The organism is Kitasatospora sp. RG8 (assembly GCF_017813315.1).
Lineage (GTDB): Bacteria > Actinomycetota > Actinomycetes > Streptomycetales > Streptomycetaceae > Kitasatospora.
Window position 1 is genome coordinate 196,804 of the sequence record NZ_JAGIYX010000008.1, and the last position, 24,294, is coordinate 221,097.

Here is a 24,294-nt window from a genome sequence, read left to right on the forward strand (position 1 = left end):
TCCTCCCGCGACGCCCGCAGGCCGGGCCCCGGACGCGTTTCCGCGTCCGGGGCCCGGCCGACCGTCACCGACCCTTCGCCAGTACGTCGTCAGTAGGGTCTGGAGGCCGCCAGTGGGCCGTCAGCCCGCCGCGCGGGGCCGCAGCCAGACCACCCAGGTGAGCGCCGAGCAGAACAGGTACGCCGCCAGGAAGCCCAGGTAGGCGGCGTCGCCGTTGTGGCTGGCGAGGAAGGACTGCCGGAAGGCCAGGTTGACCAGGACCCCTCCGAACGCGCCCACCGCACCGGCCAGTCCGATCAGCGCGGCCGAACGGCGGCGGGAGTCGGACTCCGCGGCCTCCGGGTCGGCTCCGGCCGCCACGGCGGCCCTGGCCCGGGCCTGGTAGTGGGCCGGGATCATCTTGTACGTCGAGCCGTTGCCGATGCCGCTGAGCACGAACAGCGCGATGAAGCCGGAGAGGAAGAGCGGCAGCGAGTGCGCCCGTGAGGCGGCCAGGACGACCGCGGTCCCGGCGCCCATCGCGACGAAGGTGGACAGGGTGACCACGGCGCCGCCCCAGCGGTCGGCCAGCCGGCCGCCCACCGGGCGCAGCAGCGAGCCCAGCAGCGGGCCGAGGAAGGTCAGCGCGGCCGCCTTGACCGGGGTGTCGAAGCGGTCGTGGAACTGCACCTGGAGCACCTGGCCGAAGGCGAAGCCGAAGCCGATGAACGAACCGAAGGTGCCGATGTACAGGGTGGAGACCGCCCAGCCGTAAGGGTCCCGGGCCACCTCGCCCAGCGCCCGGCCCTGGCCCCGCGGCGGGGCGGCCAGGTTGTCCATCCGGGCCCAGGCGCCGGTCGCGGCGAGCACGATCAGCGGCAGGTAGAGCAGCGGCAGCAGCCGGGGATGGGCCGCACCCGCGGTGGCCAGGACGAACAGGCCGAGCAGCTGGACGGCCGGGACGCCCAGGTTGCCGCCGCCCGCGTTGACGCCGAGCGCCCAGCCCTTGAGGCGGTGCGGGTAGAAGGCGTTGATGTTGGCCATCGAGGAGGCGAAGTTGCCGCCGCCGACACCGGCGACGCAGGCCACCGCGAGCAGGGTGCCGTAGGAGACGCCGGGGGTGAGCACCAGGGCCGCCAGCGCGGTGGGGACGAGCAGCAGCAGGGCGCTGACCACCGTCCAGTTCCGGCCGCCGAACCGGGCCACCGCGAAGGTGTACGGCAGGCGCAGCAGGGCGCCGAGGGCGGTGGGCAGGGCGGTGAGGGTGAACTTGCCGGCGGTGTCGATGTGGTACTCGGGGCCGAGGAAGAGCACCAGGACGGACCAGAGGCTCCAGACGGAGAAGCCGATGTGCTCGGAGAGCACGGAGTAGACCAGGTTGCGGCGGGCGATCCGGGCGCCGGTCCGCTCCCAGAAGGCGACGTCCTCCGGGTCCCAGTGGGTGAGCGGGCCGGTGCCGGCTCTGCCGCCGGCGGGCTGCGTCTCGACGACGGCACTCATGCGGCACTCTCCTTCGCTGCGCGGGCGGTCGGGTCTGCGGTCCGGACCGGCCAGAGCCTGAGCACGGCGGGGCTCCCGTCGGGGGCGGTGTCCTCGTCCAGGCAACGGCCGTCGGTGAGGTCGAAGACCTGCTTGTACATCGGCGACGCCAGGGTGGGCCGGTCGCCGCGGCTGCCGAGCAGTCCGCGCGAGAGGACGTGGGCGCCGCTGAACGGGTCGAGGTTGTCGACGGCGTGCAGGCCGCCGCTCCGGTCGCGGAAGACGGCCACCTGGGCGCCGTCGAGCAGCACGGCCACGCCGCGGCCGGGTTGCAGGTCGTCGAGGGTGCAGACGGGCTGCCAGCGGGTTCCGTCGTGGATCTCCACGGTCACGGGGTGAGCACCTCCAGTCGGGGACCGGCCACCAGGACCGGGGTGGGGGTGGTGAGGATGCGCCCGTCCTCGTCGGGGCGGGCGGGGCGGATCTGGCCGCGTTCGGGGACGAAGGTGACGGCCGGGTCGGGGGTGCCGGGGGCGTTGACGAAGGAGGCGAAGCGGCGCAGCCGTTCGGGGTCGGCCAGGGTGGCGGCCCATTCGTCCTGGTAGCCGTCGATGTGACGCGCCATTAGTTCGTCGAGCTCGGCGGCGATACCGAGCGAGTCGTCGATCACCACGGCGCGCAGGTGGTCCAGGCCGCCCTCCAGCCGGTCCAGCCAGACCGAGGTGCGTTCCAGGCGGTCGGCGGTGCGGATGTAGAACATCAGGTAGCGGTCGATGGTGCGGATCAGCGTCTCGCGGTCCAGGTCGGCGGCCAGCAGGTCGGCATGACGGGGCGTCATGCCGCCGTTGCCGCCGACGTAGAGGTTCCAGCCGGCCGAGGTGGCGATGATGCCGAAGTCCTTGCTCTGCGCCTCCGCGCACTCGCGGGCGCAGCCGGAGACCGCGGACTTGAGCTTGTGCGGGGAGCGCAGCCCCCGGTAGCGCAGCTCCAGTTCGATCGCGAGGGCGACGGAGTCCTGCACGCCGTAGCGGCACCAGGTCTCGCCGACGCACGACTTCACGGTGCGCAGCGCCTTGCCGTAGGCGTGGCCGGATTCGAAGCCGGCGTCGACCAGCCGGCCCCAGATGCCGGGGAGCTGGTCCACGCTGGCGCCGAAGAGGTCGATCCGCTGGCCTCCGGTGATCTTGGTGTAGAGGCCGTAGTCGCGGGCGATCTCGCCGATGGTGATCAGGCCCTCGGGGGTGATCTCCCCACCGGGGACCCGCGGCACCACCGAGTAGGAGCCGTTGCGCTGGAGGTTGGCGAGGAAGTGGTCGTTGGAGTCCTGGAGCGCGGCCTGCTCGCCGTCCAGGATGTGACCGCCGCCGAGGCTGGCCAGGATGGAGGCGACGGTCGGCTTGCAGACCTCGCAGCCCTCGCCGCGGCCGTGGCGGTCGAGGAGTTCGGAGAATCCGGAGATGCCGGTGACCCGGACGATCTCGTACAGCTCGGCGCGGGTCTGCGGGAAGTGCTCGCAGAGGCCGGTCTGGGTGGCGACGCCGTTGGCCGCCAGCTCCTCGGTGACGACGGTGGTCAGCTGCTTGATGCAGCTGCCGCAGCCGGTGCCGGCCCGGGTGCACTTCTTGACGGCGGCGACGGACTCGCAGCCCTGCTCGTGGACGGCGGCCCGGACGGCGCCCTGGGTGACGTTGTGGCAGGAGCAGAGCACCGCGTCGTCGGGGAGCGCGACGGGGCCGGCGGCGGCGAACCCAGCGGGCAGCACCAGCTGTTCGGGCGCCGTGGTGAGCGGCTTGCCGCCCATGGCCAGCGGCCGCAGGGTGCCGTAGGCCTCGGTGTCGCCGACCAGGACACCGCCGAGCAGCGCCCCGTCGGCGCCGATCACGAGCTTGCGGTAGACGCCGAGCCGGCTGTCGCTGTACAGCACGTCGAGGGCGCCCTCGGCGGTGCCGTGCGGGTCGCCGAAGCTGGCCACGTCGACGCCGAGCAGCTTGAGCTTGGTGGAGGTGTCGGCGCCGGTGAAGCCGGTGCCGGGGCTGCCGGCCAGCGCGCGGGCGGCGGTCTCGGCCATCTGGTAGCCGGGCGCCACCAGGCCGTAGACCCGGCCGTCCACGGTCTGGGCGCACTCGCCGATGGCCAGCACGGCCGGGTCGGCGGTGCGGCAGTGCTCGTCCACCACGATGCCGCCGCGCGCGCCGACCGGAAGCTCGCAGTCGCGGGCCAGCTGGTCGCGGGGGCGGACGCCGGCCGAGAACACCACCAGGTCGGCGGCGAGTTCGCGGCCGTCGGAGAGGGCGAGCGCGCGGGCCCGGCCGTCGGCGGCGGTCTCCACCCCGCTGGCGCCGGCGCCGGTGTGGACGGTGACGCCGAGGTCCTCGATCTTGCGCCGGAGCAGTTCGCCGCCGCCCTCGTCGACCTGGACGGCCATCAGCCGGGGCGCGAACTCGACCACGTGGGTGGCCACGCCCATCGCCCGCAGGGCGCCCGCGGCCTCCAGGCCGAGCAGGCCCCCGCCGACCACCACGCCGGTCTTGGCGTGCTCGGCGTCCGCGCGGATGGCGTCCAGGTCCTCGATCGTGCGGTAGACGTGGCAACCGGCCGCGTCCCGGCCGGGGACGGGCGGCACGAACGGGACCGAACCGGTGGCCAGCACCAGGGCGTCGTAGCGAAGTTGGTGGCCGGCCCGGGTGGTCACGGTGCGGGCGGCGCGGTCCACGGCGGTGACCGGGTCGCCGAGGCGCAGGTCGATGCCGTGCTCGGCGAGGAAGCCGGGCGGGCAGAGCGTGAGGTCCTCGGCGGTACGGCCGTCGAACAGCGAGCTGAGGTGGACGCGGTCGTACGCGGGGCGCGGTTCCTCGGCGAGCACGGTGATCCGCCAGCTCCCGGCGCCGGGCTGCTCGGCGAAGGCCTCCAGGAAGCGCTGGCCTACCATGCCGTGGCCGACGAGGACGAGGTCCCTTGGTCGGTCGGGCGTGTGCGCTGTCATCGCGATGCTCCTCGGGGTCGTGCGGGGGGTGCGGGTGGGAGTTGTGGCGTCAAGGGGGGTGCGGCGTCGGAGGGGACTGGGGCTTCAGGGGGACCGGGGTGTCGGGGGCAGGGCGTCCGGGGCCGGGGCGGCCAGGAGTTCAGGTGAGCAGGTGGAGGGGGTGGCCGGTGAGCGGGTCGTCGCGCTGCCAGGCCTCGGCCAGGGTGTCGACGCCGGCGAGGTCGCCGAGCAGGATGGCGCCGACCAGCCGGTCACCGCGCAGGACGAGCTTCTTGTAGCTGCCGCGGGTCGCGTCGGTGAGCCGGAGCACGTCGAGGCCGGGGTCGAGGGTCTCGTCCACGGCGCCGAAGGCCGCGTACTCCAGGCCGCCGGTGCTGAGCCGGGCCGGGGGCCGGGAGCCGGTGTAGCGGGCGTCCGGATCGGCGCCGGACAGGCGCAGCGCCAGAACGTCGGCCTGGTCCCAGGCGGGCAGCGCCAGGCCGTGGACGGTGGACCGGTGCTCGGCGCAGTCGCCGATCGCGTGCACCCCGGGTACGGCGGTGGCGAGCGCGTCGTCGACCAGCACCCCGGTGGCGACCGGCAGGCCCGCGGCGTGCGCGAGGGCGGTCCGCGGGCGGGTGCCGCAGGCCAGCACCACCAGGTCGCATTCCAGGACGTAGCCGCTCGCCAACTCGACTCCGGTGACGCGCTCTTCGCCGCGCAGTGCGCGGGCCCGGTTGCCGGGGTAGGTCTCGACCCCGAGGGCCCGCAGCCGGGACCGCAGTACCTCGCCTGCCTCCGCGTCGAGTTGACGCTCGATCAGATAGGGCCCCTGGTGGACGACTTCGACCGGAACGCCGAGCGTCGCCAGTGCCCGGGCGGCACTCACCCCGAGCACCCCGCCGCCGATCACGACCGCCCGGCGGGCGCCGACGGCGTCCTCCGCCAGCCGGGCGGAGTCGTCCAGCGTGCGCAGGGTGTGGACGCCCTCGGTCAGACCGCTGCCGTCCGCGCGGCGCAGGCCGCGGATGGGCGGCAGCACCGGGTTGGAGCCGGTGGCGAGCACCAGCTCGTCCCACGGCTCCACGGTGCCGTCGGCGAGGCCGAGCGTACGGCCGGCGGTGTCGAGCGCCACCACCTCGCAGCCGGGCCTCGGCTCGGCCCCGCCCAGCGGCAGTGCGATCGCCTCGGTGTCGTACCGGCCGGTGAGCACGTCGGCGAGCAGCACCCGGTTGTACGGGGCGCGGGCCTCGGCGCCGTAGACGGTGACCCGGCCGGCACCGCCCAGCGCGGTGTAGCGCTCGGCGAACCTGGCCGCGGCCATGCCGCCGCCGACCACCGCGATCCTGCGGTCCTCCGCGGTCCTCATGACGCCTCCCCTTCGGCCCGCTCGACGCGAACGGCACAGAGCTTGAACTCCGGCATCCGGGACACCGGGTCGAGCGCCGGGTTGGTGAGCGTGTTGGCCCGGCCGGCGCCCGGCCAGTGGAACGGCATGAAGACGGTGTCCGGCCGGATCGTGTCGGTGACCCGGGCCGGCGCCACCGCCCGGCCGCGCCTGCTGGTCACCGACACCAACTCGCCCTCGCCGACCGCGAGACGGGCGGCCAACCGCGGGTGCAGCTCCACGAACGGTCCCGGCGCGGCGGCGTTCAGCTCCGGCACCCGCCGGGTCTGCGCGCCGCTCTGGTACTGGGCGAGCACCCGGCCGGTGGTCAGGTACAGCGGGTAGTCGCGGTCCGGCTCCTCGGCCGCCGGGCGGTGGGTGACTCCGGCGAACCGGGCGCGGCCGTCGGGGGTGGCGAACCGGTCCAGGAAGAGCCGGGGCGTGCCCGGGTGCGCCGTGTCCGGGCAGGGCCAGAAGACGCCGTCCTCCGCCGCGATCCGCCGGTAGCTGATGCCCGCGTAGTCCGCGTCACCGCCGGCCGAGGCGCGGCGCAGCTCGTCGAAGACCGGCTCGGCCTCGGCCGGGAAACCGTCCACCACGCCCAGCCGGGCGGCGAGTTCGCGCAGCACCCAGAGCTCGCTGCGCACCCCCTCGGGCGGGTCCAGCGCGCGACGGCGGAGGATGACGCGGCCCTCCAGGTTGGTGGTGGTGCCGTCCTCCTCCGCCCACTGGGTGGCCGGGAGCACGACGTCCGCCAGCCGGGCGGTCTCGGAGAGCACCGGGTCGGCGACGACCAGCAGGTCCAGCGCCCGCAGCCGGCCGGCGACATGGCCCGCGTTCGGCGCGGAGACCACCGGGTTGGAGCCCGCCAGCAGCAGCGCCCGCACACCGCCGGGCTGCCCGAGCCCGTCCAGCAGCTCGTAGGCGGAGCGGCCCGCGCCGGGCAGCGTCTCCGGGTCGACGCCCCAGACGCCGGCCACGTGCGCCCGGGCCGCCGGGTCCTCGATCGAGCGGTAGCCGGGGAGCTGGTCGGCCTTCTGGCCGTGCTCGCGGCCGCCCTGGCCGTTTCCCTGGCCGGTCAGGCAGCCGTAGCCGGAGCGGGGCCGGCCGGCCTTGCCGGTGGCCAGGCAGAGGTCGATCCAGGCGCCGACGGTGTCCGTCCCCTTGCTCTGCTGCTCCGGGCCGCGTGCGGTCAGCACCATGCCGGTCGCCGCACGGCCGAACAGCGCGGCGGCCTCCCGCAGCCGGGCCGCCGGGACGCCGGTGAGCCGTTCCACCCGGTCGGGCCAGTGCGCCATCGCGGCGGCGTGGGCCCGGTCGAAGCCGGTGGTCCGGGCGGCGACGAACTCCTCGTCCACCAGGCCGTCGGCGATGACCAGGTGGAGCAGGCCGAGCGCCAGCGCGAGGTCGCCGCCGGGCCGGGGCTGGAGGTGCAGGTCGGCCTCGGCCGCCGTCCGGGTGCGGCGCGGGTCGACCACGATCAACGTGCCGCCGTTCTCGCGGAGTTCGCGGAAGTAGCGGAGCGCGGGCGGCATCGTCTCGGCCGGGTTCGCGCCGACCAGGATCAGGCAGTCGGTGTGCGGGATGTCCTCCAGCGGGAACGGCAGCCCGCGGTCCAGCCCGAACGCCCTGCGGTGCGCGGCCGCCGCCGACGACATGCAGAACCGGCCGTTGTAGTCGATGTTGGCGGTGCGCAGCACGACCCGGGCGAACTTGCCGAGCTGGTAGGCCTTCTCGTTGGTCAGCCCGCCCCCGCCGAACACCCCGACGGCGTCCGCGCCGTGGCGCTCGCGGACCCCGGCCAGGCCCTCGGCCACCCGGTCCAGCGCCTCCGGCCAGCCCGCCGACCGCAGCGGCCCGCCCGGCCGGTCACGCAGCAGCGGCCCGGTCAGCCGGACGTCCCGCGCCAGCAGCGCGGGCGCCGAACGGCCCTTGCCGCAGAGCGCGCCGCGGTTGACGGGGAAGCCGGGCCGCTCCAGCACCTCGGCCCCGGCCGCACCCACCTCGGGTCCGGTGCGCAGCCGCATGCCGCACTGCAACGAGCAGTACGGGCAGTGGGTGTCGGTGGTCGTCGTCATGCCGATGAATCTGACCGCTGATCGTTTCGCCACCGGGTCCCCCGTGTTGCGCGCGCGGTACGCGTCGCTCACGCCGCCGCGGGGGCGGGGTGCGCGGCAGGACATCAGCCGTAACCGGGCGGGCGGATTCGCTAACGCGCAGGTGACGGGCGGGCAATCCCCACGTAACGCGGCCGTCGCACCCTTGCGGCCATGGCACCCTCCCCCACCCCCACCGGCCCGCGTCCCAGCGGGCAGCCCGGGCCCCTCACCGGCTTCACCATCGGGGTCACCGCCGCGCGCCGCCGCGACGAGCTGGTCGCCCTGCTCACCCGGCGCGGCGCCCAGGTGGTCGAGGCTCCGGTGCTGCGCATCACCCCGCTCGCCGACGACCTGGCCCTGCGCCAGGCCACCGAACGCTGCCTGGCCGCACCGCTCGACTACGTGGTCGCCACCACCGGCGTCGGCTGGCGCGGCTGGATGAGCGCCGCCGAGGGCTGGGGCCGCGGCGCCGCCCTCGCCGACGCCTGCCGGGACGCGGTGGTGCTCAGCCGCGGCCCCAAGGCCACCGGCGCGGTCCGGGCCAGCGGTCTCGGCGAGGGTTTCTCCCCCGACACCGAGGCCACCGACGAGCTGCTCACCTGGCTGCTGGCCCGCCCGCTGGCCGGCCGCCGGATCGCCGTCCAGGAGCACGGCATCCGGCTGGACGCCTTCGCGGCCGCGCTGCGCGAACGCGGCGCCGAGGTGATCTCCGTCCCCGTCTACCGCTGGGAGCCGCCGGACGACCCGGCGCCGGTGCGGCGGCTGGTCGAGCAGACCGTCCGGCGCCAGGTCCACGCGCTCACCTTCACCAGCGCCCCCGCGGTCACCGCTTTCGTGGAGACGGCCACCGCCGAGGGCCTGCGCGAGCCCCTGCTGGAGGCGCTGCGGGGCGACGTCCTTCCCGTCTGCGTCGGTGTGCTCTGTGCCCGGCCGTTCGCCGAGCTCGGCCTGCCCGTGGTCTTCCCCGAGCGCGGCCGGCTCGGTTCGTTGGTCCGTCTCCTCGCCGAGACCCTGCCCGGCCGCGGCCGCCAGGACGTCACCGTCGCCGGGCGGACGCTCACCCTCCAGGGCAACGCCGTGATGGTCGACGGCCGGAGCCACTGGCTCAGCCCGCGCGGGGCGGCCGTCCTGCGGGCCCTCGCCGAACGGCCGGGCCGGGTGCTCAGCCGCGCCGAACTGCTCCGCACCGCCTGGGCCGACGCGACGGCGGACGAGCACGCCGTCGAGGCGGCGGTCGGGCGGCTGCGGGCGGCGTTGGGCCCGCACGGCGGGCTGATCCGGACGGTGCCCAAGCGCGGCTACCGCCTGGCGGCGGGCTGATGGGCGGGTTCGCGCGTACCGCCGACCGTCCGGTGCTGCTCGCCGTCGCGCACGGCAGCCGGAACCCGGCCGGGGTCGCCGCGACGCGCGAGCTGCTGGAGCGGGTGCGCGTGCTCCGCCCCGAACTGGACGTCCGCTGCTGCTTCCTGGACCTCGCCGCACCGTCCCTGCCCGAGGCGCTGGCCCGGCTGTCCGAGGGCGAACCGGCCGTCCTCGTGCCGCTGCTCCTCGGCACCGGCTACCACCTCCGGGTGGACATCCCCGGTGCACTGGCCGCCGCCCGGCTGCCGCACGTCCGACTCGCGCCCTCGCTCGGCCCCGACCCGCTGCTGGCCGCCGTCCTCGCCGACCGGCTCGCCGGGAGCGGCCGTCCTCCCGGCGCCGGCCCGGTGGTGCTCGCCGCGGCCGGCTCCTCCGACCCGGCGGCCGCCGCCGACACCCGCCGCACGGCCCGCCTGCTCGCCGCACGCCTGGGCGACGGGCGCCCCGTCGTCCCCGCCTACCTGTCCGCGGCCCGCCCGACCCCGCACGAGGCGGTCGAGGCCCTGCACGCCGCCGGACACCGCCGGGTCGCCGTCGCCACCTACCTCCTCGGCCCGGGCTTCTTCGCCGACCGGGCCGCCGCCACGCCCGCCCGCTGGACCAGCGACCCGCTCGGCACCCACGACGCCCTCGCCCGCCTGGTCGCCGAACGCTACGACCGGGCGTGCGGCGTCCCGGTGCGGGAGGTGCAGGAGGTGCAGGGGTGCGGCGTCCCGGTGTACGACGAGCGGGCGCACGGCGTCCGGGCGCACGGCGTCCGGGCGGACGGCGTCCGGGCGGACGGCCGGCTGGCGGAGGACGAGCGCCTCCCGGACGAGCGGGTGTTCCCGGTCCACGCGGGCCCTCATGCCGGTCCGGCGGCGCCCCGCCGGTCCTCGACGTGGACGACCCGCAGGCCGGTACCGTCCTGGTGACGCCTGCCCCGCCCGTACACGCCGACCGCGAGCACCGAGCCGTCCCCCGGCTCGGCCGGCCCGACGTAGGTGAGGACGTCCGGGTGGTCGCCGGTGACGACCCAGCCACCGGCCTCCCCGAGGTCGATCACGCCGAAGTCCCCCGCGGGGGAGCCCGGATGGACCGGTCCCGCCTCGGCGAGCAGCGCCGTCGCCCGCGCCGCGAGGTCCTCGGAGTCGGCCGCCCCGGTCAGCACCACGCAGGTGCCGTACTCGAACAGCACCAGTGACTTGGCAGGGTGGTCGATGAGGCGGGTCCAGGCCTCGATGAGCGTCGCGGTGTCCACGGCCGCCATCATGCCGAAGGCCCGCCCCGGCGGCGACGGGGTTTTCCCGGCTCCCCCGAGGCTGTCGGCCTGCTCACATCCGCACGTCGGACCGGGACGGGCCCGCCATCGCTGCGTAGGGTGGATCTTGACGGTGCGGGCGGCTCGGGTGACGGGGTGGGACCTTGGGTACGGGAACTTCTCTGACGGCACGCCAACTGCTCGGACTGCTCGTCGATCCCGGCACCTTCACGAGCTGGGACGAGCCGCTCGGCCCGGAGCCCGCCGAGGCCGGCTACCGGGCGGCGCTGGCCCGGGCGCGCGAGCGGACCGGAACGGACGAGGCGGTGGTCACCGGGACCGGACGGATCGGCGGCCGGGCGGTGGCGCTGGTGGCCTCCGAGTTCGGCTTCCTCGGCGGGTCGATCGGCGTGGCCACGGCCGAACGGATCACCCGGGCCGTGGAGCGGGCGACCGCCGGACGACTGCCGCTGGTCGCCCTGCCGGTGTCGGGCGGGACGCGGATGCAGGAGGGCTCGGCGGCCTTCCTCTGCATGCTCCGGATCACCGCCGCCGTCCAAGCCCACCGCGCGGCCGGACTGCCCTACCTCACCTACCTGCGCAATCCCACCATGGGCGGGGTGTTCGCCTCCTGGGGCACGCTCGGGCAGCTGGTCTTCGCCGAGCCGGGCGCCCGGCTCGGGTTCCTGGGCCCGCGGGTGTACGAGGAACTGCGCGGCGTGGAACTGCCCGCGGACGTGCAGCGCGCCGAGACGCTGGCCGCGCGCGGCCTGGTGGACGCGGTGGTCCCACCGGAGGAGCTGCGCGAGGTGCTGCGGCGCGCGCTGGCCGTGCTGGCCCTCGGCGCGACGACCGCGGAGCCCCGGGCGGACGGCCTTGACCTTGGCCTTGACCTTGACCTTGGCCCGGAGCCGACAACGGCCTCGGGCGCCGGCACGGGCTCCGACTCCAGGTCCGGCTCGGAACCGACCGCGGCCGAGCCGCCGCCGGCCGGGCCCGGGACCCGTCCCGACGCGTGGGAGGCCGTCCGCAGCACCCGCCGCCCCGACCGGCCGGGGACCCGCGAGCTGCTGCGCCGCACCGCCGAGGAACTGGTCCTGCTGGACTCCCCCGGCGGCCGGGACGGCGCGCTGGTGCGGGCGCTCGCCGTGCTGCACGGCCGGCCGGCGCTGGTGATCGGCCAGCAGCGGCAGGAGCCGGACCGGGAGCGCCCGTTCACCGCCGGCGACCTGCGGGCCGTCCGGCGCAGCGCCCGGCTCGCCGAACAGCTCGGGCTGCCACTGGTCACGGTGGTCGACACGGCCGGTGCCGAACTCTCCGCGCAGGCCGAGCTGGACGGCATCGCCGTCGAGATCGCGCACTGCCTCACCACGCTGCTCGCCCTGCGCACACCCGTCCTTGCGGTCCTGCTCGGCCAGGGATCCGGCGGCGGCGCGCTCGCCCTGCTTCCCGCCGACCGGGTGCTCGCCGCCGAACGCGCCTGGCTCGCACCGCTGCCGCCCGAGGGCGCCTCCGCGATCGTCCACCGCGACGGCGCGCACGCCGCGGAGCTGGCCCGCTCCCAGGGCATCGGTGCGTACGACCTGGCAGACGTCGGCCTGGTCGACGTCGTCGTGCCCGAACTGCCGGACGCGGCCGAGGAGTCGGCCGCCTTCTGCGAGCGGCTGGGGCGGGCGGTCGGCACGGCGCTCGGCGCCCTCACCGCCCTTCCCGAGGCGGAGCGGCTCGCCGCCCGGGCCGGCCGCCACCGGCGCCTGGGCGACGCGCTGGCCGGCCGGACGCCCCTGGCGTGACCCCCGCGGCCGACCGGCGGGCGGCGCGGCTCCTGGCAGTTCGCCTGGTGCGCAGGCGGCCGGCCCGGGTCGGCCGCGGCCGGTCGGCACCGACCGGAGGGCACCGGCCGAGCTGCTTTGGCCAGGTTGCGTTGGCCAGGTTGCGTTGGCCAGGTTCGTTGGCCGAGCTGCGTCGACCGGTCGAAACCCACCGGTCGGCACCCGCCGGCGGATGCCACGCGCGGTGGATCCGCCACCGTGACCGCGCGTACCCGTCAGCCGGCCTCGGCGGCGGCGAGGGCCTTCGCCCGGCGACGTGTCAGCCGCCAGATCTGTTCCTCGCCGGTCTCGGCGGGGGCCACGCGCTCACGGGGTCTGCGGAGGTGCTCGGTGAAGCCGAGGCGGGCCGGGACGGCACCGCTGGCGAGGTTGGCCGGGTCGTGCACGACCTCGACGAACTCGACGCCGGGCAGGCGGAAGGCCTGGTCGACGAGCTCGCGGACCGCCCGCGTGACCAGGCCCCGGCCGGTGGCGGCGGGGTGCAGCCAGTAGCCGATCTCGCGGCCGCCGTCCGCGTCGTCGGCGCTGCGGAACAGCCCGCAGACGCCGACGATCTCCCCGTCCGACACGATCGCGTAGCTGTAGTCCTGACCACGCGCCCACCGCTCGGCGCGGTTCACCAGGAAGGCGCGGGTGTTCGCCGCGCTGTGCTCCGCCACCCAGCCCATCCACGGGCGCAGGTGCTCCAGCGACTCCTCGACGACCCGGAGGAACTCCGGAAGGTCCGCCTCGCCGTTGAACGCGCGCAGCGTGAAGCCGTCCAGTTCGATCACCTGCTGGGGATGTTCCATGCCGGAAGCGTCGTCCACGGCTGCCCTTGCAAGCAACAGGATTCCGCATCCCCGAGAGCGTTGCGGGGACGTCCCCGTCGTCAACCGGGCGGCGGCCGGCCCCCCTGCCTCCCGTCCCGGCCGGTCGGGTCAGTCCCGCCGACCGGCCGGGACCCGGGGCGCATCCGGAGCGCCGGGCACGGCCGGGACGCCGGAAACGGCCGGGACGCCGGGAACGGGGACGAGCGTCGCGGCCAGCCGGTCCAGGGCGGCGGCCTCCGGGGTGCCCTCCCCGGCGCTGAAGACGTGCACCACCAGCCCCGTCTCACCGGGCTCGGCCGGCACGTGCAGCGTTTCGAAGTCCAGGGTCAGCGGTCCGGTCACCGGGTGCCGCAGGCGCTTGCGCCCCGCCGAGCACATCACGATCTCGCCGGTGGCCCAGATCCGCCGGAAGTCGGCGCTGCGGTCGGACAGTCCGGTGATCAGTGCGGCCAGCGCGGGGTCGTCCGGGTAGCGGCCCGCGGCGACCCGCAGCTGGCCGACGGCCTCGCTCGCCCGGTCCTCCCAGTCGGGGTGGACATCGCGGGAGGCCTGGTCCAGAAAGAGGAAGGCGGCGTTGTTGCGGTCGCGACGGGCCGGGTCGGCGAGGCCGCCGAGCAGCTCCGCACCGAGCGCGTTCCACGCGACCACGTCGAGGCGGTGGTCGGTCGCGAAGGCGGGGAAAGGGGCCATCGTGTCCAACAGCCGCTGGAGCAACGGGCTGGCCGTCACCCGGGGCGCGCTCCCCTGTCTGGCGCAGGCCAGGGTGATGAGGTGCCCGCGTTCCGCCGCGTCGAGGCCGAGCGCCCGGGCGAGCGCGTCGACCACCTCGGGGGAGGGCTGGGTGGCCCGGCCCTGTTCGAGGCGCACGTAGTAGTCGACGCTGATCCCGGCGAGCTGGGCCAGCTCCTCGCGGCGCAGCCCGCGGACCCGCCGGTGCCGGCCGCCGACGAGCCCGACATGCTCCGGCGCGACACGGCCGCGGCGGGCGCGCAGGAAGCCTCCGAGCGCCCGCCGGGTGTCTCCGACCCCGTCGATTCCGCCGGTCCTACCGGTCCCACCGGTCCCGGCAGTCGTTCCGGTCCCGGCAGTCCTACCGGTACCTCCGGTCGTGCCGGTTCCCCCGGTCCCGTTCGTCCTGTCCGTGCCTGCTGCGCGCCCGATGCCGTCCACCCCGTTCATGCGATCAAGTATGGGGTGGCCCTCGCAGGAGAGGTGTGGGTGGCCCTCGCAGTACCAGGACCACCGGTCCGACGGCCGAACAGGGTCCTGGCTGCCCGGCGGCGCCCGGGAGAGTGTGGTCGGCATGACCGATGCCACGCCGCAGCCGCGGAAGAAGATCCTGATCGTCAGCGCCCACCCGGACCCCCGTTCGCTGAACACCTCCCTCACCGCCTTCGCCGCGGAGCACCTGCGCGCGGCCGGGCACGAGGTGCAGGTGTCCGACCTCTACGCGATGAAGTGGAAGGCGACGGTGGACGCCGACGACTTCCCGGAGCACCCCGCGGACGAGCGGCTCGCGGTGATGGCCGCCTCGGAGCGGGCCACGCTGGCGGGCCGGTTGGCGCCGGAGATCGCGGCGGAGCAGGAGAAGGTGCTCTGGTCGGACGCGGTGATCCTGCAGTTCCCGATGTGGTGGTTCTCGGTCCCCGCGATCATGAAGGGCTGGATCGACCGGGTGTTCACCTCGGGCTTCGGCTACGGCCCGGCCCTCCCGCCGCCCTACAGCGAGGGCGCGCTGGCGGGTCGGCGGGCCCTGGTGTCGGCCACGATGGGCGCCCGCCCGACCGCCTTCTCCGACCGGGGGATCCACGGACCGCTGGCGGACGTCCTCCACCCGCTCCAGCACGGCCTGTTCTGGTTCGCCGGGATGGCGCCGCTGGAACCGTTCGGGCTGTACGACGCGAACGAGCTGCCCGAGGAGCGGTTCGCGGCGGCGCGGCGCGCGTACGCACGACGGCTCGACGGCCTCTTCACAGACGAGCCCGTCCCGTTCCGCCCGCTCGTCGGGGGCGACTACGACCACGACATGCGGCTGCTGCCGGGTGTGGAGGCGGCGGGGGTGCGCGGGCTGGATCTGCACGTCCGCCCGGACGTCGAGGTGGACCCCGTCCCGATGTCCTGAGCCCCCGCCGGGACGTCGGCCCGCGAAACCGCGCCGGCGACGCGGTCGACGTCCGTCCGCGAAGCCGCACCGGTCACGCGGTCGACGTCCGCGCGGGAAGCCGCGGCGGCGGCGCGCTCCGGTCGGCGTGTGGCGCCGCTCTCAGATCGTCTGTACACGCAGTGGCGCCCACCGGGCGGTCGGTGACGGCCCCCGGTGGGCGGCCGGTGAGTGCGCTCACACGCGAACCACCGCCACGACGGTCGGTAGTGGTCACCTGGCGACGGGCAGCCGGAACCCCTGGTGGGCGCGTTCGCCCAGGTCAATGAGCACGAGGACAGCCGCCACGGCGGGCCTTCGATTCCACGGCACACACCCTCGCTACGACGGTGGATCGTAAACAGGGGGTCTTGGCGGCGGCCGATCCGGTCTGGCAACAATGGCTCAGTCGTCAGCCGCCCCGGCACCTGTCCCGCCGGGAAAGCGGCTAACTGCCGAGTCACGCCCCGCGACCGTTCGGCCCCTGTCCGGCCACTGGTCGAGGCGGGGCGTGACACCGGCCCAACCCGATTGAGGTCTTTTTCTTCATGCCCGCTTTCAAGCTCCGTATGCGTACCTCTGCTGCACTTCTTGCCGGCGCCGCCGGTCTGACCGCCCTGGGCGCCGGCCTGATGCCCGCCGCCGCCTCGGCCGCGACCGCCTCCCCGCAGACCATCGCCGCCCAGATCGTGCCGGCCAACCAGCTCGCCTCGTTCAGCCAGATCATCTCCCACGAGTCGAGCTGGAACGTGACCGCGACCAACCCGAGCTCGGGCGCGTACGGCCTGGCCCAGGCGCTGCCGGGCTCCAAGATGGCCTCGGCCGGTGCGGACTGGAGGACCAACCCGACCACCCAGATCAAGTGGGCGCTGGACTACATGAACTCCCGCTACGGCAGCCCGAACGCCGCCTGGTCGTTCTGGCAGACGCACCACTGGTACTAAGCCGCTCCGCTTCGGCCCCGCCGAACCGTTGAGCCGGTGTAGCACCGACACCTCCGTCAGACCACTGTCCCCCCTCACCCCGGGGATCGGACAGGGAGAACCGGGGTGACCGAGAGGGCCCGTGCACGCGCGATCCGCGTGCACGGGCCCTCTCGCCCGTTTCCGGCACGGGACACCGGCCGTCCGACACCGCCGCCCGGACACGTTCGGGCCGAGACGAAGTCCCGCACGCTCGGGCCCCGGCCTGCCTGGCCCCGCCCCGGGGGCCGAGGAGCACCGACGCCGGTTGCCCGCCTCGATGAAGCCCGGCGCGCCCCTGGTCAACACCGCACGCAGTGCCGTCCCGGACGAGCTCTCCCTGCTCGCCGTCCTCGCCGAACGGCCGGACCTGTTCGCCGTGTTGGACGTCACCGACCCCGGGCCGCCGGTCCCCGGCTCGCCCCCGTCCACACTCCCCGACGTCGTGGTGACCCCCAGCTCGCCGGCAGCGCTCGGCCGACGGCGGCCGACCGGTCTCCGCCAACCGGCCGCCGCTCAGCCCACCTTCGTCCGCCCGCCTTCGTCCGCCCGCCTTCGTCCGCCGGCCTCCGTCAGCCCTCGTCCAGGCCGAGCAGCGCGCGGGTGCGCCGGTATTTGGCCGCCAGCCGCTCGGCCGTCGCCGGGTCCAGGGTCGCCAGCCGGGCCGGGTCGGAGTTGTGGGCGAGGTCGGCCTGCTTGACCAGCAGGGCGCCGGGGGTGGCCAGGATGCGGGCGGTGTACTCCTCCAGGGCCTCGCCCGGGCGCTTGGTGAGCGCGTCGACGATCGACTTGGTGGTGTCGGTGAGCGCGGCCGAGGCCAGCCAGTCCCGGGTCAGCGCGTCGTCCTCGATCGCATCGTGCAGCCAGCCCGCCGCAATCTGCTCCACGCTGCCACCGCGGTCCGCCACGCCGTGGGCGACCGCGGCGATGTGTTCGCTGTACGGGTGGCCGTTCTTGTCGACCTGTCCCTCGTGCGCACGCCGCGCGATGGTCTCCACCTCGGCCAGGCTCAGATAGTCCACCAGGCCATCGTAGGGCTCCGGGTATCTGGTTGACTGCGGCGGTGCCGGGCGACCCCCGGCCCTGCCCACGGACCGCAGACACGACCTGACGCCACCGCGGCAGCTCGCCGACGCGGCCAAGTCGCCATGTCGCCACGTCGCCAACCCGACGAAGCGGCCCGAGCCCCTTGAGGACCCATGCCCAGCCTGCCTCCGCTGCTCTCCGGCTTCGCCCCGATCTGGGTCCTCACCGCGGTCGGCTACCTGGTCGGACGCAGCGGCCTGCTCGGGCCGCAGGCCGACATGGTCCTGAACCGCTTCGTGTTCCATGTGGCCATGCCCGCCGCACTCTTCGTGATGATCGCGCGCACCCCGCTGGACCGGTTCGCCAACGCCTCGATGCTGGCCTTCGCCGCCGGGACGGCGGTCGCGACCGGGCTCGGGCTGCTGGCCGCGCACCGGCTGTTCGACCGGGCGCTCCCCGAGCGGGCGATCGGCGGAATGGCGGCCGGCTACGTCAATTCGGCCAACCTCGGGATCCCGGTCGCCATGCAGGTGCTCGGCGACGCCTCCTTCGTCGCTCCGGTCGTCCTCTTCCAGATCCTGCTGGTCACCCCGGCCGTGCTGACCGTGCTGGACAGCGGGCGCGCGGGCCGGCGCGCGCTGCTCACCCTCCCGCTGCGCAACCCCGTCCTGCTGGCGGTCGCCGTCGGCGCCGCGGCCTCCGCGGTGACCACCTCCACGGGGTGGCACCTGCCCGACGAGGTGGAGCGGTCCTGCCAGCTGCTCGGCGGCGCCGGTGTGCCGACGGCGCTGGTGGCGCTCGGCATGTCGCTGCACCATCGCCCGGCGGCCGCCGGCACGGCCCGGTTGGCTGAGGTCGGCGTGGCCGTCGCGGTCAAGACGCTGATACAGCCCCTGGCCGCGTTCGCCGTCGGCGCGTTCCTCCTCCACCTGCCCCCGCACCAGCTGCTCACCGTCGTGCTGTTCTCCGCCCTGCCGACCGCGCAGAACGTGTTCACCTACGCCCGCGAGTACGGCCGGGGCACCGCGCTGGCCAGGGACTCGGTGCTCTGGTCGACCCTGGTTTCGATGGCGACGCTCTCGGCCGTCAGCTGGGCACTCGGCCCGGCCTGACCGGGGCCGGCCCTGCCCAACCCTGCCCAACCCGGCCCGACCCTGCCCAACCCGGCCCGACCCTGCCCAACCCGGCCCGACCCTGCCCGACCGGGGCCGACCGGGCCGCTACGACGGATCGGCGGACGCCGGGGGCAGCTACGAGGAGCAGTGCGGCCTCGCCGTCTCCCCCGATCTGCGGCAGTGGCACCACCTCACCCCGGACGGCCCCCGGGCGCGGCGTCCGCCACGCCGACCTGGTCGCGGCCCGTGGCAGTTGGTCCCTGCACCCGCGGCAGTCGATACCTGCACAACGGGCAGACGCGGCCGGACGGCGCCCACGAGCCGAGGAGCGCCGTCCTCGACGGGTTCGCCGGCCTGAAACCCACTGACAGCTTCCGGTGGTCGCGGCCTCAGGCTCCCGCCCCGCGGCCCCGGGCCCCATCCCCACCCCAAGGCTCCTGGCCCCATCCCCGCCCCGCGGCTCCCGGCCAGGCCTCGGGGCCGCGGCGGAGCCGCTCACTCCGCCTCGCGGGCCGCGGTGACCACCTCCGTCATCTCCAGCAGGAAGCGCCGGGCCGTCGCCAGCTCCCCCGCGTCGAAGCGGCCCATCGCGGCCACCAGGTCGGCGATCAGGCCGCCGAAGAAGGCCTGCCCCAGCTCCATCGCCTGCTCCTCCACCACCAGCCTGACCTTGCGGCGGTCCCCCGGGTCGCGCTCGCGCCGGATCAGGCCGAGCCGCTCCAACCGGTCGATCAGGCCGGTGGTCCCGGCCGAGTTGAGCCGCAGCGCCTCGCCAAGCCGCCCGGGGGTCACCACCGTCCCGGCCCGCGCGGCGTCCAGCAGGTGGATCAGCGCCCGCAGGTCGGTCGGGTGCAGGCCGTGACGTCCGGCGAACTCGGCCCCGAACAGGTCGAGTTCGACGGTCAGCCCGCGCAGCAGATGGACCAGCTGCATTGGTTCCTCGGTTTCGTCCACCCCGCCATTCTTCCGTGGGCACGCCCGTGCGACTATTCTCTCGCTCAGCGAGATTATTGCCGAGCGAGTCAGTTTGCGATCCACCGGAGGGCACGATGGCAGCACGCTCCACCAGGATGTCCGGCACCGCCGACCCCGCCGCGCCCCCGGGGGCCGGCCTCGGCCGCTTCCTCGCCGCGTACGACGAGGCCCTGGCCCGCTGGCCCGTCCCCGTCGAGGCCCTCACCGTCCGCACCCCGCACGGCACCACCCGGGTCAACGCCTGCGGCCCCCGCGACGGCCGCCCGCTGGTGCTGCTCCAGGGCGGCGGCGCCACCTCCGCTTGCTGGCTCGCCAACGTCGGGGCGCTCGCCTCCGCGGGCCACCGGGTCCTCGCCGTCGACCTCATCGGCGACCCCGGTCGCAGCGTCCTCGACGTCCCGCCACTCAGCGGCGTGCCCGGCCTGCTGGGCTGGCTGGACGCCGTCCTCGACGAGCTCGCCGTCCCCGAGGCCGACCTCTGCGGCCACTCGTACGGCGCCTGGATCGCGCTGGAGTACGCACTGCACGCCCCGGCGCGCATCCGGCGGCTGGCCCTGCTCGACCCCACCCAGTGCTTCGCCGGTCTCCGCCCGGGCTACCTGCTGCGCGTGCTCCCCCTCTTCCTGCCACCCCGCACCGCCGCGACGGCCCGCTCCTACCTCGACTGGGAGACCCGCGGCACCGGCCTCGACCCCGCCTGGCGCGAGCTCTACGCCCTCGGCCACGCCGACTTCCCCGCCACCCGCCCGATCACCGGCCCCCGCCCGACCCCCGCCCGCCTCCGTGCCCTCACCGCCCCCACCCTGGTCCTGCTCGCCGAGCAGAGCCGCACGCACGATGCCCGCCGCCTGGCCGACCTGGCCCGGCAGGCCCTCCCCACCGCCACCGTGACCGTCCTGCCCGGTCTCTCCCACCACAACCTCCTGACCGCCCGACCGGCCGAACTCAACGACCACATCACCGAGTTCCTCGCCTGACGCCGCCGGGACCGACGGACCCTCCAGGGAAACCGCCCGACAGCACGAGGCGGTGAACCCGGACCAGTCCGTGCCCCGCGAGGTGAAGACCGTCGCCACACCCGCAACACCCGCACTGCGCGTACTGGAGCAGCGGGCCTTCGCACTCCGCCTCGGCCGACGCCCAGCCCCGGCGTGGACGGCAATCGCCGCAGCAGCCGGCCGCACCCGCCAGCAGTGGCCGGCGCCGTGGCAAGCCCTTGTCCCACCGCTCGGCCATCCCAGGTCAGTTGCGATGCGAGCACTGATCACGCTGCGCACGGGCGAGTGCCTGGTGAGCCTGCTCGACGTGCTCCCCGACGACTTCGGCCCGCTGCCGAGGGTGACCTCACGCGACGAGGGCGTGCGCATCCGCCGGCTTCTCGACGGCGCCCCGTCGGTCCGGGAACGGCTCCTGCGCACGGGCGAGCAGCGCCTTTCCCCGGGAGGCCACGCGCACGGCCGGATCCGGATCCGGGCGGATCCACACCTGGGCGGCTCTCCCTCGGGGCGGATCCGCCCCGGGGCCGGTCTGCACCGGGGCCGGTCTGCGTCGGGGCCGGTCTGCGTCGGGGTGGATCTGCGCCGGGGTGGGACGGCGAGGGCCCGCGACGCCGCCGCGGTCGGCCGTCGGGCAGTCTCGTCGTCATGACCCCACCCCTCAATGCCTCCCGGTCCGCCCTCATCGACGAGCTGACCCACTCCGGCGCCAGGCTCGGCGGCACTCTCGCCGCCCTGACCGGGGACGGCCTGCGCGCCGCTTCCGCCCTCCCCGGCTGGACCCGCGCCCACGTCGTCGCCCATCTCGCCCGCAGCGCCGACGCCTACCGCCGGCTGCTGAGGACCGCCCGCACCGGCGCCGAACCCGGGCCGCGCCCCGACGCCGGAGCCCTGACCCGCGCAGTCGAGGACAGCGCGGCCCGGCCGGCCCCCGACCTGGTGGACGACCTGCGCGACTCCCTCGCCACCCTCATCGAGGACGCGCGGTCCATGCCCGCCACCGCATGGGACGCGGAGGTGACGGCGGCAGCCGGCTGGCCGCACCCGGCGTGGTTCACCCTGTACCGCTGCTGGCGCGAGCTGGAGACCCACCACACCGACCTGGCTGCCGGCCACGGCCCGTCCGACTGGCCCGCCCCCTACGTCGCATGGGCGCTCGACGACACCCTCACCACCCTGGCCGCCCGTGACTTCCCGCTCGGCCGGGTCGACGCCGTCGACCTGGGCCGACAATGGACCCTCGCGCCGTCCGGCCCCGCCGTCACCGCCCCCGGCCACGCCGTCCTCGCCTGGCTCACCGGCCGCGCCGACACCACCCCTCTCACCTTCACCGACGGCCCCCTCCCCACACCCCCGGCCTGGCCACTCCCCCCAACCCGGCCCCGGCCCTGGACCTGGACCTGACCGGTCACCGCACTCGCCGTCAGCACACCCCCTGGCCGGCTCTCGGCCTGCGACCACGAGGACCCCCTGTTCTCCGCCCCTGCCCGCACATGGAAGCGGGGCGAACACGGAGCGGGGAAGGTGGTCCGCCCGGAGGTTTCCACCGCGAGGCGTGAGACCTGATCGGCTCCGGCAGCCCGCGTCCTCGGAGCGGGTACCGGTGTCGGAGCGGCCGGAGGACTGCCGGTCCTGACGCCCATTGATCACGGTGTGCGGGAATCGTGGGACGGCCTCGACGGCCGGCTGAGCACGCACGTCCGAAAGGACCCTGTCAGGCCGGCGGCGGATGCGGCGCGCCTCCATGCAGTCGAGGCCGAGCTGGCAGCGACGCTCCCTGCCGACGTGCGGGAATGGTGAACCCTGAGCAACGTCAAAGCCGACAACCGGATTCCCCGGACCATTCGCTCCGGTGACGCTGGAGGAGGCCCTGGACACACGAGAGATCTGGCTTCTCGTCGCGGATCAGGAGGAATCCCACTCGATCAGAGCGGGGCGGACGAACCCCGGTTCCTGCCGGAAATCATGCCGATCGCGATGAGTCCTGATGGTGATGACCTCATCGTCGATCTGCGGGTCGGCGAGCACCACGGCGCGGTCTTCCGGTGGGATCACGAGCACTGGGGGCTCGGGACCCCGTTGTGGGACTCCGTCGGCTCGATATCAGGACATCGGCGTCGCACTCGAATCCCGGACGCCGGTCCACACGCCGATCCCGGCAGCGAGGCCCGGACCCGCAGCGCCCTCCGGTCCCTGTGCCCCGGACCTGCTGACCCGATGGGCTCCGAGAGCCAGGGGCTCGGGTTCGCCGACGTCCACGACACCTACGACACCCACACTGCCCACGGCAGCCAAGGCGCTGGACCCGCGTCCGGTCTCGCCGGGGCCGCCGTCATTCCCCCCAGCCGCGGACGCGCCGAGACGAGGCCCGGTCGGTCGGCGAACGGCCCGTCGGGTGCCGGCGGGCCCGCTCGTCAGTAGATCAGGTAGCCGGGCCGGTGGCCCTCGTCCTCGATCTCCCCGGTGGCCTGTGCCCTCAGCTTGCGGGACAGCTCCTCCAGCGCGCGGGAGGCCGCGACCTCCTCGCCGATGCGGGCAAGCGGGCGGTCCTCCGCGCTCTTGACCGCCTCCCCGTGCGCGCTGAGGCCCGGTGCCCTCGCGCCTGTCAGCCGGGCGTTGCACCCCGTGTGCACACCGTCTTCCTCGAAGCTCAGCTCCACGTCCCATTGGTTGTGCATGCCACACCTCCTGGTGCCGGCCCCCGACCTGCCTGCTCAGACCGGCACGGACACGGACGCCGTGGCGGCTGCTCACACCAGCGTGCGCCCGCTGCGCCCGCGGCGGCAAGCGCGGCGGGCCTGGCCGGGCGCGCGTGGCAGGCCCCGACTTCCCCTCGTGACGGGCCCCTCCTTCCGGGCGTCACGGACTCGCCCTTCGCGTCCTCCGCGGCTGCGTCCCGGGGGTCGGCGCCCCGCCCCGGCGGTAGGCTGGCGACAGCGCGCCGCGACCGAGGCCGAACCACGGACCGCCGGTCCGGTGCCGGCAGCGACGTTCGGGTGGTCCCTCCGTGGCGGTCTTCCTTCTCGCACTCAGCGCCGCCTGTTGTCTGGGCCTCGGCTTCGTCCTCCAGCAGCACGCGGCACAGCGGGCGCCGCGCTCCGACCTGCTGCACTGGCGACTGCTGCTCGACCTGCTGCGGATGCGCGAGTGGCTGCTCGGCACCGGTTTCATGGTCAGCGGCCTGATCCTCTCCGCCCTCGCCCTCAACAAGGGCGAGGTCTCGCTGGTCGAACCCCTCCTCGCCACCAACCTGCTGTTCGCGATGGCACTCTCCCGGGTGCTCACCCGCCAGAGCCTCGGCCGCTCCGGGTGGGCCGGCGTGCTGCTGCTCGGCCTCGGCGTGACCGCCTTCATCGTGGCGGGCCGCCCCACCGGCGGCGGCCCACCGGCCGGGGAGCTGCGACATTGGCTGGTCGTCGGCACGGTCACCGGACTGACGCTGCTGCTGGTCTCCTTCGCCCGCCGACTACCGCTGTTCGAGGAGGCCACCCTGCTCGCGCTGGCCGCCGGACTGCTGTACGGGCTCCAGGACGCGCTCACCCGGACCACGACCCAACGCCTCGACCACGACGGGCTCGACGCCGTGCTGCGCACCTGGCAGCCGTACGCCGTGGTGGCCGCGGGCGTGGTCGGACTGCTGCTGGTGCAGAGCGCGTTCGAGGCCGCGCCACTGCGGATGTCCCTGCCCGCGCTGACGGCTGCGCAGCCGATCGCAGGAATCGCCTGCGCGGTCGGGTTCCTCGGCGACCGCCTGCGGGTCACCCCCGGCGCGCTGGCCTGGCAAGTGGCCGGCCTGGTGGCCATCGTCATCGGCGTGATCGTGATCGGCCGCCACCCCGCCATGCCCGGCACCGCGCACGACCGCCGGGACAACGCCGTGCAAGCCGCCCAATCCGGGGCCCCGGCCGGGGAGGCGAGGGCAGCGGGGT

At 75.2% G+C, this 24,294-nt stretch carries 21 protein-coding genes and 2 pseudogenes; 11 read left to right on the top strand and 12 right to left on the bottom strand.

Annotated features, from left to right (window positions below; translation table 11 throughout):
- Nucleotides 1-120: 120 nt before the first annotated feature.
- The 5 genes from J5Y04_RS15235 to J5Y04_RS15255 form a co-directional block, all read right to left on the bottom strand.
- The gene (locus J5Y04_RS15235; RefSeq protein WP_209412536.1) at nucleotides 121-1,479 is read right to left on the bottom strand and encodes a NarK/NasA family nitrate transporter; all 1,359 of its coding nucleotides are present in this window, start codon (nucleotides 1,477-1,479) and stop codon (nucleotides 121-123) included.
- A complete protein-coding gene (gene nirD / locus J5Y04_RS15240; protein WP_209412537.1) occupies nucleotides 1,476-1,850 on the bottom strand; it encodes a nitrite reductase small subunit NirD in 375 nt (124 codons plus the stop codon). The genes J5Y04_RS15235 and nirD overlap by 4 nt, the downstream gene beginning before the upstream one ends.
- The gene (nirB, locus tag J5Y04_RS15245; RefSeq protein WP_209412538.1) at nucleotides 1,847-4,441 is read right to left on the bottom strand and encodes a nitrite reductase large subunit NirB; all 2,595 of its coding nucleotides are present in this window, start codon (nucleotides 4,439-4,441) and stop codon (nucleotides 1,847-1,849) included. The genes nirD and nirB overlap by 4 nt, the downstream gene beginning before the upstream one ends.
- Nucleotides 4,442-4,580: 139 nt before the next feature.
- Nucleotides 4,581-5,789, bottom strand: coding sequence for an NAD(P)/FAD-dependent oxidoreductase (locus J5Y04_RS15250; protein ID WP_209412539.1), 1,209 nt, complete (start codon nucleotides 5,787-5,789; stop codon nucleotides 4,581-4,583).
- Nucleotides 5,786-7,885, bottom strand: coding sequence for a molybdopterin oxidoreductase family protein (locus J5Y04_RS15255; RefSeq protein ID WP_209412540.1), 2,100 nt, complete (start codon nucleotides 7,883-7,885; stop codon nucleotides 5,786-5,788). Before J5Y04_RS15255 ends, J5Y04_RS15250 begins: the two co-directional genes overlap by 4 nt.
- Nucleotides 7,886-8,077: 192 nt before the next feature.
- Here J5Y04_RS15255 and J5Y04_RS15260 point away from each other — a divergent pair, with 192 nt between their 5' ends.
- On the top strand, nucleotides 8,078-9,226 hold the full coding sequence (locus J5Y04_RS15260; protein ID WP_209412541.1) for a uroporphyrinogen-III synthase: 1,149 nt from the start codon (nucleotides 8,078-8,080) through the stop codon (nucleotides 9,224-9,226).
- Nucleotides 9,226-10,182 carry a sirohydrochlorin chelatase gene (locus J5Y04_RS15265; RefSeq protein WP_245204829.1) on the top strand — a complete coding sequence of 319 codons (957 nt, stop codon included), beginning with the start codon at nucleotides 9,226-9,228 and terminating at the stop codon, nucleotides 10,180-10,182. Before J5Y04_RS15260 ends, J5Y04_RS15265 begins: the two co-directional genes overlap by 1 nt.
- On the opposite strand, the gene J5Y04_RS15270 is transcribed toward J5Y04_RS15265, so the two are convergent.
- Entirely contained in the window at nucleotides 10,113-10,517 is a 405-nt protein-coding gene (locus J5Y04_RS15270; RefSeq protein WP_245204877.1) for a hypothetical protein, read from the bottom strand. The genes J5Y04_RS15265 and J5Y04_RS15270 overlap by 70 nt on opposite strands.
- A gap of 155 nt (nucleotides 10,518-10,672) precedes the next feature.
- On the opposite strand from J5Y04_RS15270, the gene J5Y04_RS15275 reads away from it, so the two are divergent.
- On the top strand, nucleotides 10,673-12,301 hold the full coding sequence (locus J5Y04_RS15275) for an acetyl-CoA carboxylase carboxyltransferase subunit alpha/beta (protein WP_245204830.1): 1,629 nt from the start codon (nucleotides 10,673-10,675) through the stop codon (nucleotides 12,299-12,301).
- 254 nt (nucleotides 12,302-12,555) lie between these two features.
- On the opposite strand, the gene J5Y04_RS15280 is transcribed toward J5Y04_RS15275, so the two are convergent.
- Both J5Y04_RS15280 and J5Y04_RS15285 read right to left on the bottom strand, forming a co-directional pair.
- On the bottom strand, nucleotides 12,556-13,131 hold the full coding sequence (locus J5Y04_RS15280; protein ID WP_209412543.1) for a GNAT family N-acetyltransferase: 576 nt from the start codon (nucleotides 13,129-13,131) through the stop codon (nucleotides 12,556-12,558).
- A gap of 129 nt (nucleotides 13,132-13,260) precedes the next feature.
- Nucleotides 13,261-14,331 carry a helix-turn-helix transcriptional regulator gene (locus J5Y04_RS15285; protein WP_209412544.1) on the bottom strand — a complete coding sequence of 357 codons (1,071 nt, stop codon included), beginning with the start codon at nucleotides 14,329-14,331 and terminating at the stop codon, nucleotides 13,261-13,263.
- Nucleotides 14,332-14,455: 124 nt separating this feature from the next.
- Between J5Y04_RS15285 and J5Y04_RS15290 the strand changes: the two genes are divergently transcribed.
- The 3 genes and pseudogenes from J5Y04_RS15290 to J5Y04_RS15300 all read left to right on the top strand — a co-directional run.
- Nucleotides 14,456-15,274, top strand: a complete 819-nt coding sequence (locus tag J5Y04_RS15290) for an NAD(P)H-dependent oxidoreductase (protein WP_209412545.1) — start codon at nucleotides 14,456-14,458, stop codon at nucleotides 15,272-15,274.
- 587 nt (nucleotides 15,275-15,861) lie between these two features.
- The gene (locus J5Y04_RS15295) at nucleotides 15,862-16,236 is read left to right on the top strand and encodes a transglycosylase SLT domain-containing protein (protein ID WP_245204831.1); all 375 of its coding nucleotides are present in this window, start codon (nucleotides 15,862-15,864) and stop codon (nucleotides 16,234-16,236) included.
- A gap of 298 nt (nucleotides 16,237-16,534) precedes the next feature.
- Nucleotides 16,535-16,699 (top strand): annotated as a pseudogene (locus tag J5Y04_RS15300) (NAD(P)-dependent oxidoreductase); the annotation flags it as partial.
- Between the two features lie 127 nt (nucleotides 16,700-16,826).
- On the opposite strand, the gene J5Y04_RS15305 reads toward J5Y04_RS15300, so the two are convergent.
- On the bottom strand, nucleotides 16,827-17,276 hold the full coding sequence (locus J5Y04_RS15305) for an HD domain-containing protein (protein ID WP_209412547.1): 450 nt from the start codon (nucleotides 17,274-17,276) through the stop codon (nucleotides 16,827-16,829).
- 177 nt (nucleotides 17,277-17,453) lie between these two features.
- On the opposite strand from J5Y04_RS15305, the gene J5Y04_RS15310 reads away from it, so the two are divergent.
- Nucleotides 17,454-18,392, top strand: coding sequence for an AEC family transporter (locus J5Y04_RS15310; protein WP_209412548.1), 939 nt, complete (start codon nucleotides 17,454-17,456; stop codon nucleotides 18,390-18,392).
- Nucleotides 18,393-18,890: 498 nt separating this feature from the next.
- Here the strand turns inward: J5Y04_RS15310 and J5Y04_RS15315 are convergent, their stop codons facing one another.
- The gene (locus J5Y04_RS15315; protein WP_209412622.1) at nucleotides 18,891-19,328 is read right to left on the bottom strand and encodes a MarR family winged helix-turn-helix transcriptional regulator; all 438 of its coding nucleotides are present in this window, start codon (nucleotides 19,326-19,328) and stop codon (nucleotides 18,891-18,893) included.
- Nucleotides 19,329-19,465: 137 nt separating this feature from the next.
- Between J5Y04_RS15315 and J5Y04_RS15320 the strand changes: the two genes are divergently transcribed.
- From J5Y04_RS15320 to J5Y04_RS15330, 3 genes are all read left to right on the top strand, one after another.
- Complete coding sequence (locus J5Y04_RS15320; RefSeq protein WP_209412623.1) at nucleotides 19,466-20,347, top strand: alpha/beta fold hydrolase; 882 nt, start codon at nucleotides 19,466-19,468, stop codon at nucleotides 20,345-20,347.
- 274 nt (nucleotides 20,348-20,621) lie between these two features.
- Nucleotides 20,622-21,017, top strand: coding sequence for a hypothetical protein (locus tag J5Y04_RS15325; RefSeq protein WP_209412549.1), 396 nt, complete (start codon nucleotides 20,622-20,624; stop codon nucleotides 21,015-21,017).
- A complete protein-coding gene (locus tag J5Y04_RS15330) occupies nucleotides 21,014-21,769 on the top strand; it encodes a maleylpyruvate isomerase family mycothiol-dependent enzyme (protein WP_209412550.1) in 756 nt (251 codons plus the stop codon). Before J5Y04_RS15325 ends, J5Y04_RS15330 begins: the two co-directional genes overlap by 4 nt.
- Before the next feature lie 501 nt (nucleotides 21,770-22,270).
- Here J5Y04_RS15330 and J5Y04_RS42875 read toward each other — a convergent pair.
- Together J5Y04_RS42875 and J5Y04_RS15335 are read right to left on the bottom strand one after the other, a co-directional pair.
- A complete protein-coding gene (locus J5Y04_RS42875; protein WP_256463499.1) occupies nucleotides 22,271-22,396 on the bottom strand; it encodes a hypothetical protein in 126 nt (41 codons plus the stop codon).
- Between the two features lie 383 nt (nucleotides 22,397-22,779).
- A complete protein-coding gene (locus J5Y04_RS15335) occupies nucleotides 22,780-23,043 on the bottom strand; it encodes a dsRBD fold-containing protein (RefSeq protein ID WP_148641447.1) in 264 nt (87 codons plus the stop codon).
- Nucleotides 23,044-23,372: 329 nt separating this feature from the next.
- On the opposite strand from J5Y04_RS15335, the pseudogene J5Y04_RS15340 reads away from it, so the two are divergent.
- A pseudogene (locus J5Y04_RS15340) lies at nucleotides 23,373-24,242 on the top strand (DMT family transporter); the annotation flags it as partial.
- Between the last annotated feature and the right edge of the window lie 52 nt (nucleotides 24,243-24,294).

Bases quoted from the DNA above. Each gene is read 5' to 3' on its own strand.
- J5Y04_RS15235 (WP_209412536.1), bottom strand. From the start codon at position 1,479: ATGAGTGCCGTCGTCGAGACGCAGCCCGCCGGCGGCAGAGCCGGCACC.
- nirB (WP_209412538.1), bottom strand. From the start codon at position 4,441: ATGACAGCGCACACGCCCGACCGACCAAGGGACCTCGTCCTCGTCGGC.
- J5Y04_RS15250 (WP_209412539.1), bottom strand. From the start codon at position 5,789: ATGAGGACCGCGGAGGACCGCAGGATCGCGGTGGTCGGCGGCGGCATG.
- J5Y04_RS15255 (WP_209412540.1), bottom strand. From the start codon at position 7,885: ATGACGACGACCACCGACACCCACTGCCCGTACTGCTCGTTGCAGTGC.
- J5Y04_RS15260 (WP_209412541.1), top strand. From the start codon at position 8,078: ATGGCACCCTCCCCCACCCCCACCGGCCCGCGTCCCAGCGGGCAGCCC.
- J5Y04_RS15265 (WP_245204829.1), top strand. From the start codon at position 9,226: ATGGGCGGGTTCGCGCGTACCGCCGACCGTCCGGTGCTGCTCGCCGTC.
- J5Y04_RS15270 (WP_245204877.1), bottom strand. From the start codon at position 10,517: ATGGCGGCCGTGGACACCGCGACGCTCATCGAGGCCTGGACCCGCCTC.
- J5Y04_RS15280 (WP_209412543.1), bottom strand. From the start codon at position 13,131: ATGGAACATCCCCAGCAGGTGATCGAACTGGACGGCTTCACGCTGCGC.
- J5Y04_RS15285 (WP_209412544.1), bottom strand. From the start codon at position 14,331: ATGAACGGGGTGGACGGCATCGGGCGCGCAGCAGGCACGGACAGGACG.
- J5Y04_RS15290 (WP_209412545.1), top strand. From the start codon at position 14,456: ATGACCGATGCCACGCCGCAGCCGCGGAAGAAGATCCTGATCGTCAGC.
- J5Y04_RS15295 (WP_245204831.1), top strand. From the start codon at position 15,862: ATGCGTACCTCTGCTGCACTTCTTGCCGGCGCCGCCGGTCTGACCGCC.
- J5Y04_RS15310 (WP_209412548.1), top strand. From the start codon at position 17,454: ATGCCCAGCCTGCCTCCGCTGCTCTCCGGCTTCGCCCCGATCTGGGTC.
- J5Y04_RS15315 (WP_209412622.1), bottom strand. From the start codon at position 19,328: ATGCAGCTGGTCCATCTGCTGCGCGGGCTGACCGTCGAACTCGACCTG.
- J5Y04_RS15320 (WP_209412623.1), top strand. From the start codon at position 19,466: ATGTCCGGCACCGCCGACCCCGCCGCGCCCCCGGGGGCCGGCCTCGGC.
- J5Y04_RS15325 (WP_209412549.1), top strand. From the start codon at position 20,622: ATGCGAGCACTGATCACGCTGCGCACGGGCGAGTGCCTGGTGAGCCTG.
- J5Y04_RS15330 (WP_209412550.1), top strand. From the start codon at position 21,014: ATGACCCCACCCCTCAATGCCTCCCGGTCCGCCCTCATCGACGAGCTG.
- J5Y04_RS15335 (WP_148641447.1), bottom strand. From the start codon at position 23,043: ATGCACAACCAATGGGACGTGGAGCTGAGCTTCGAGGAAGACGGTGTG.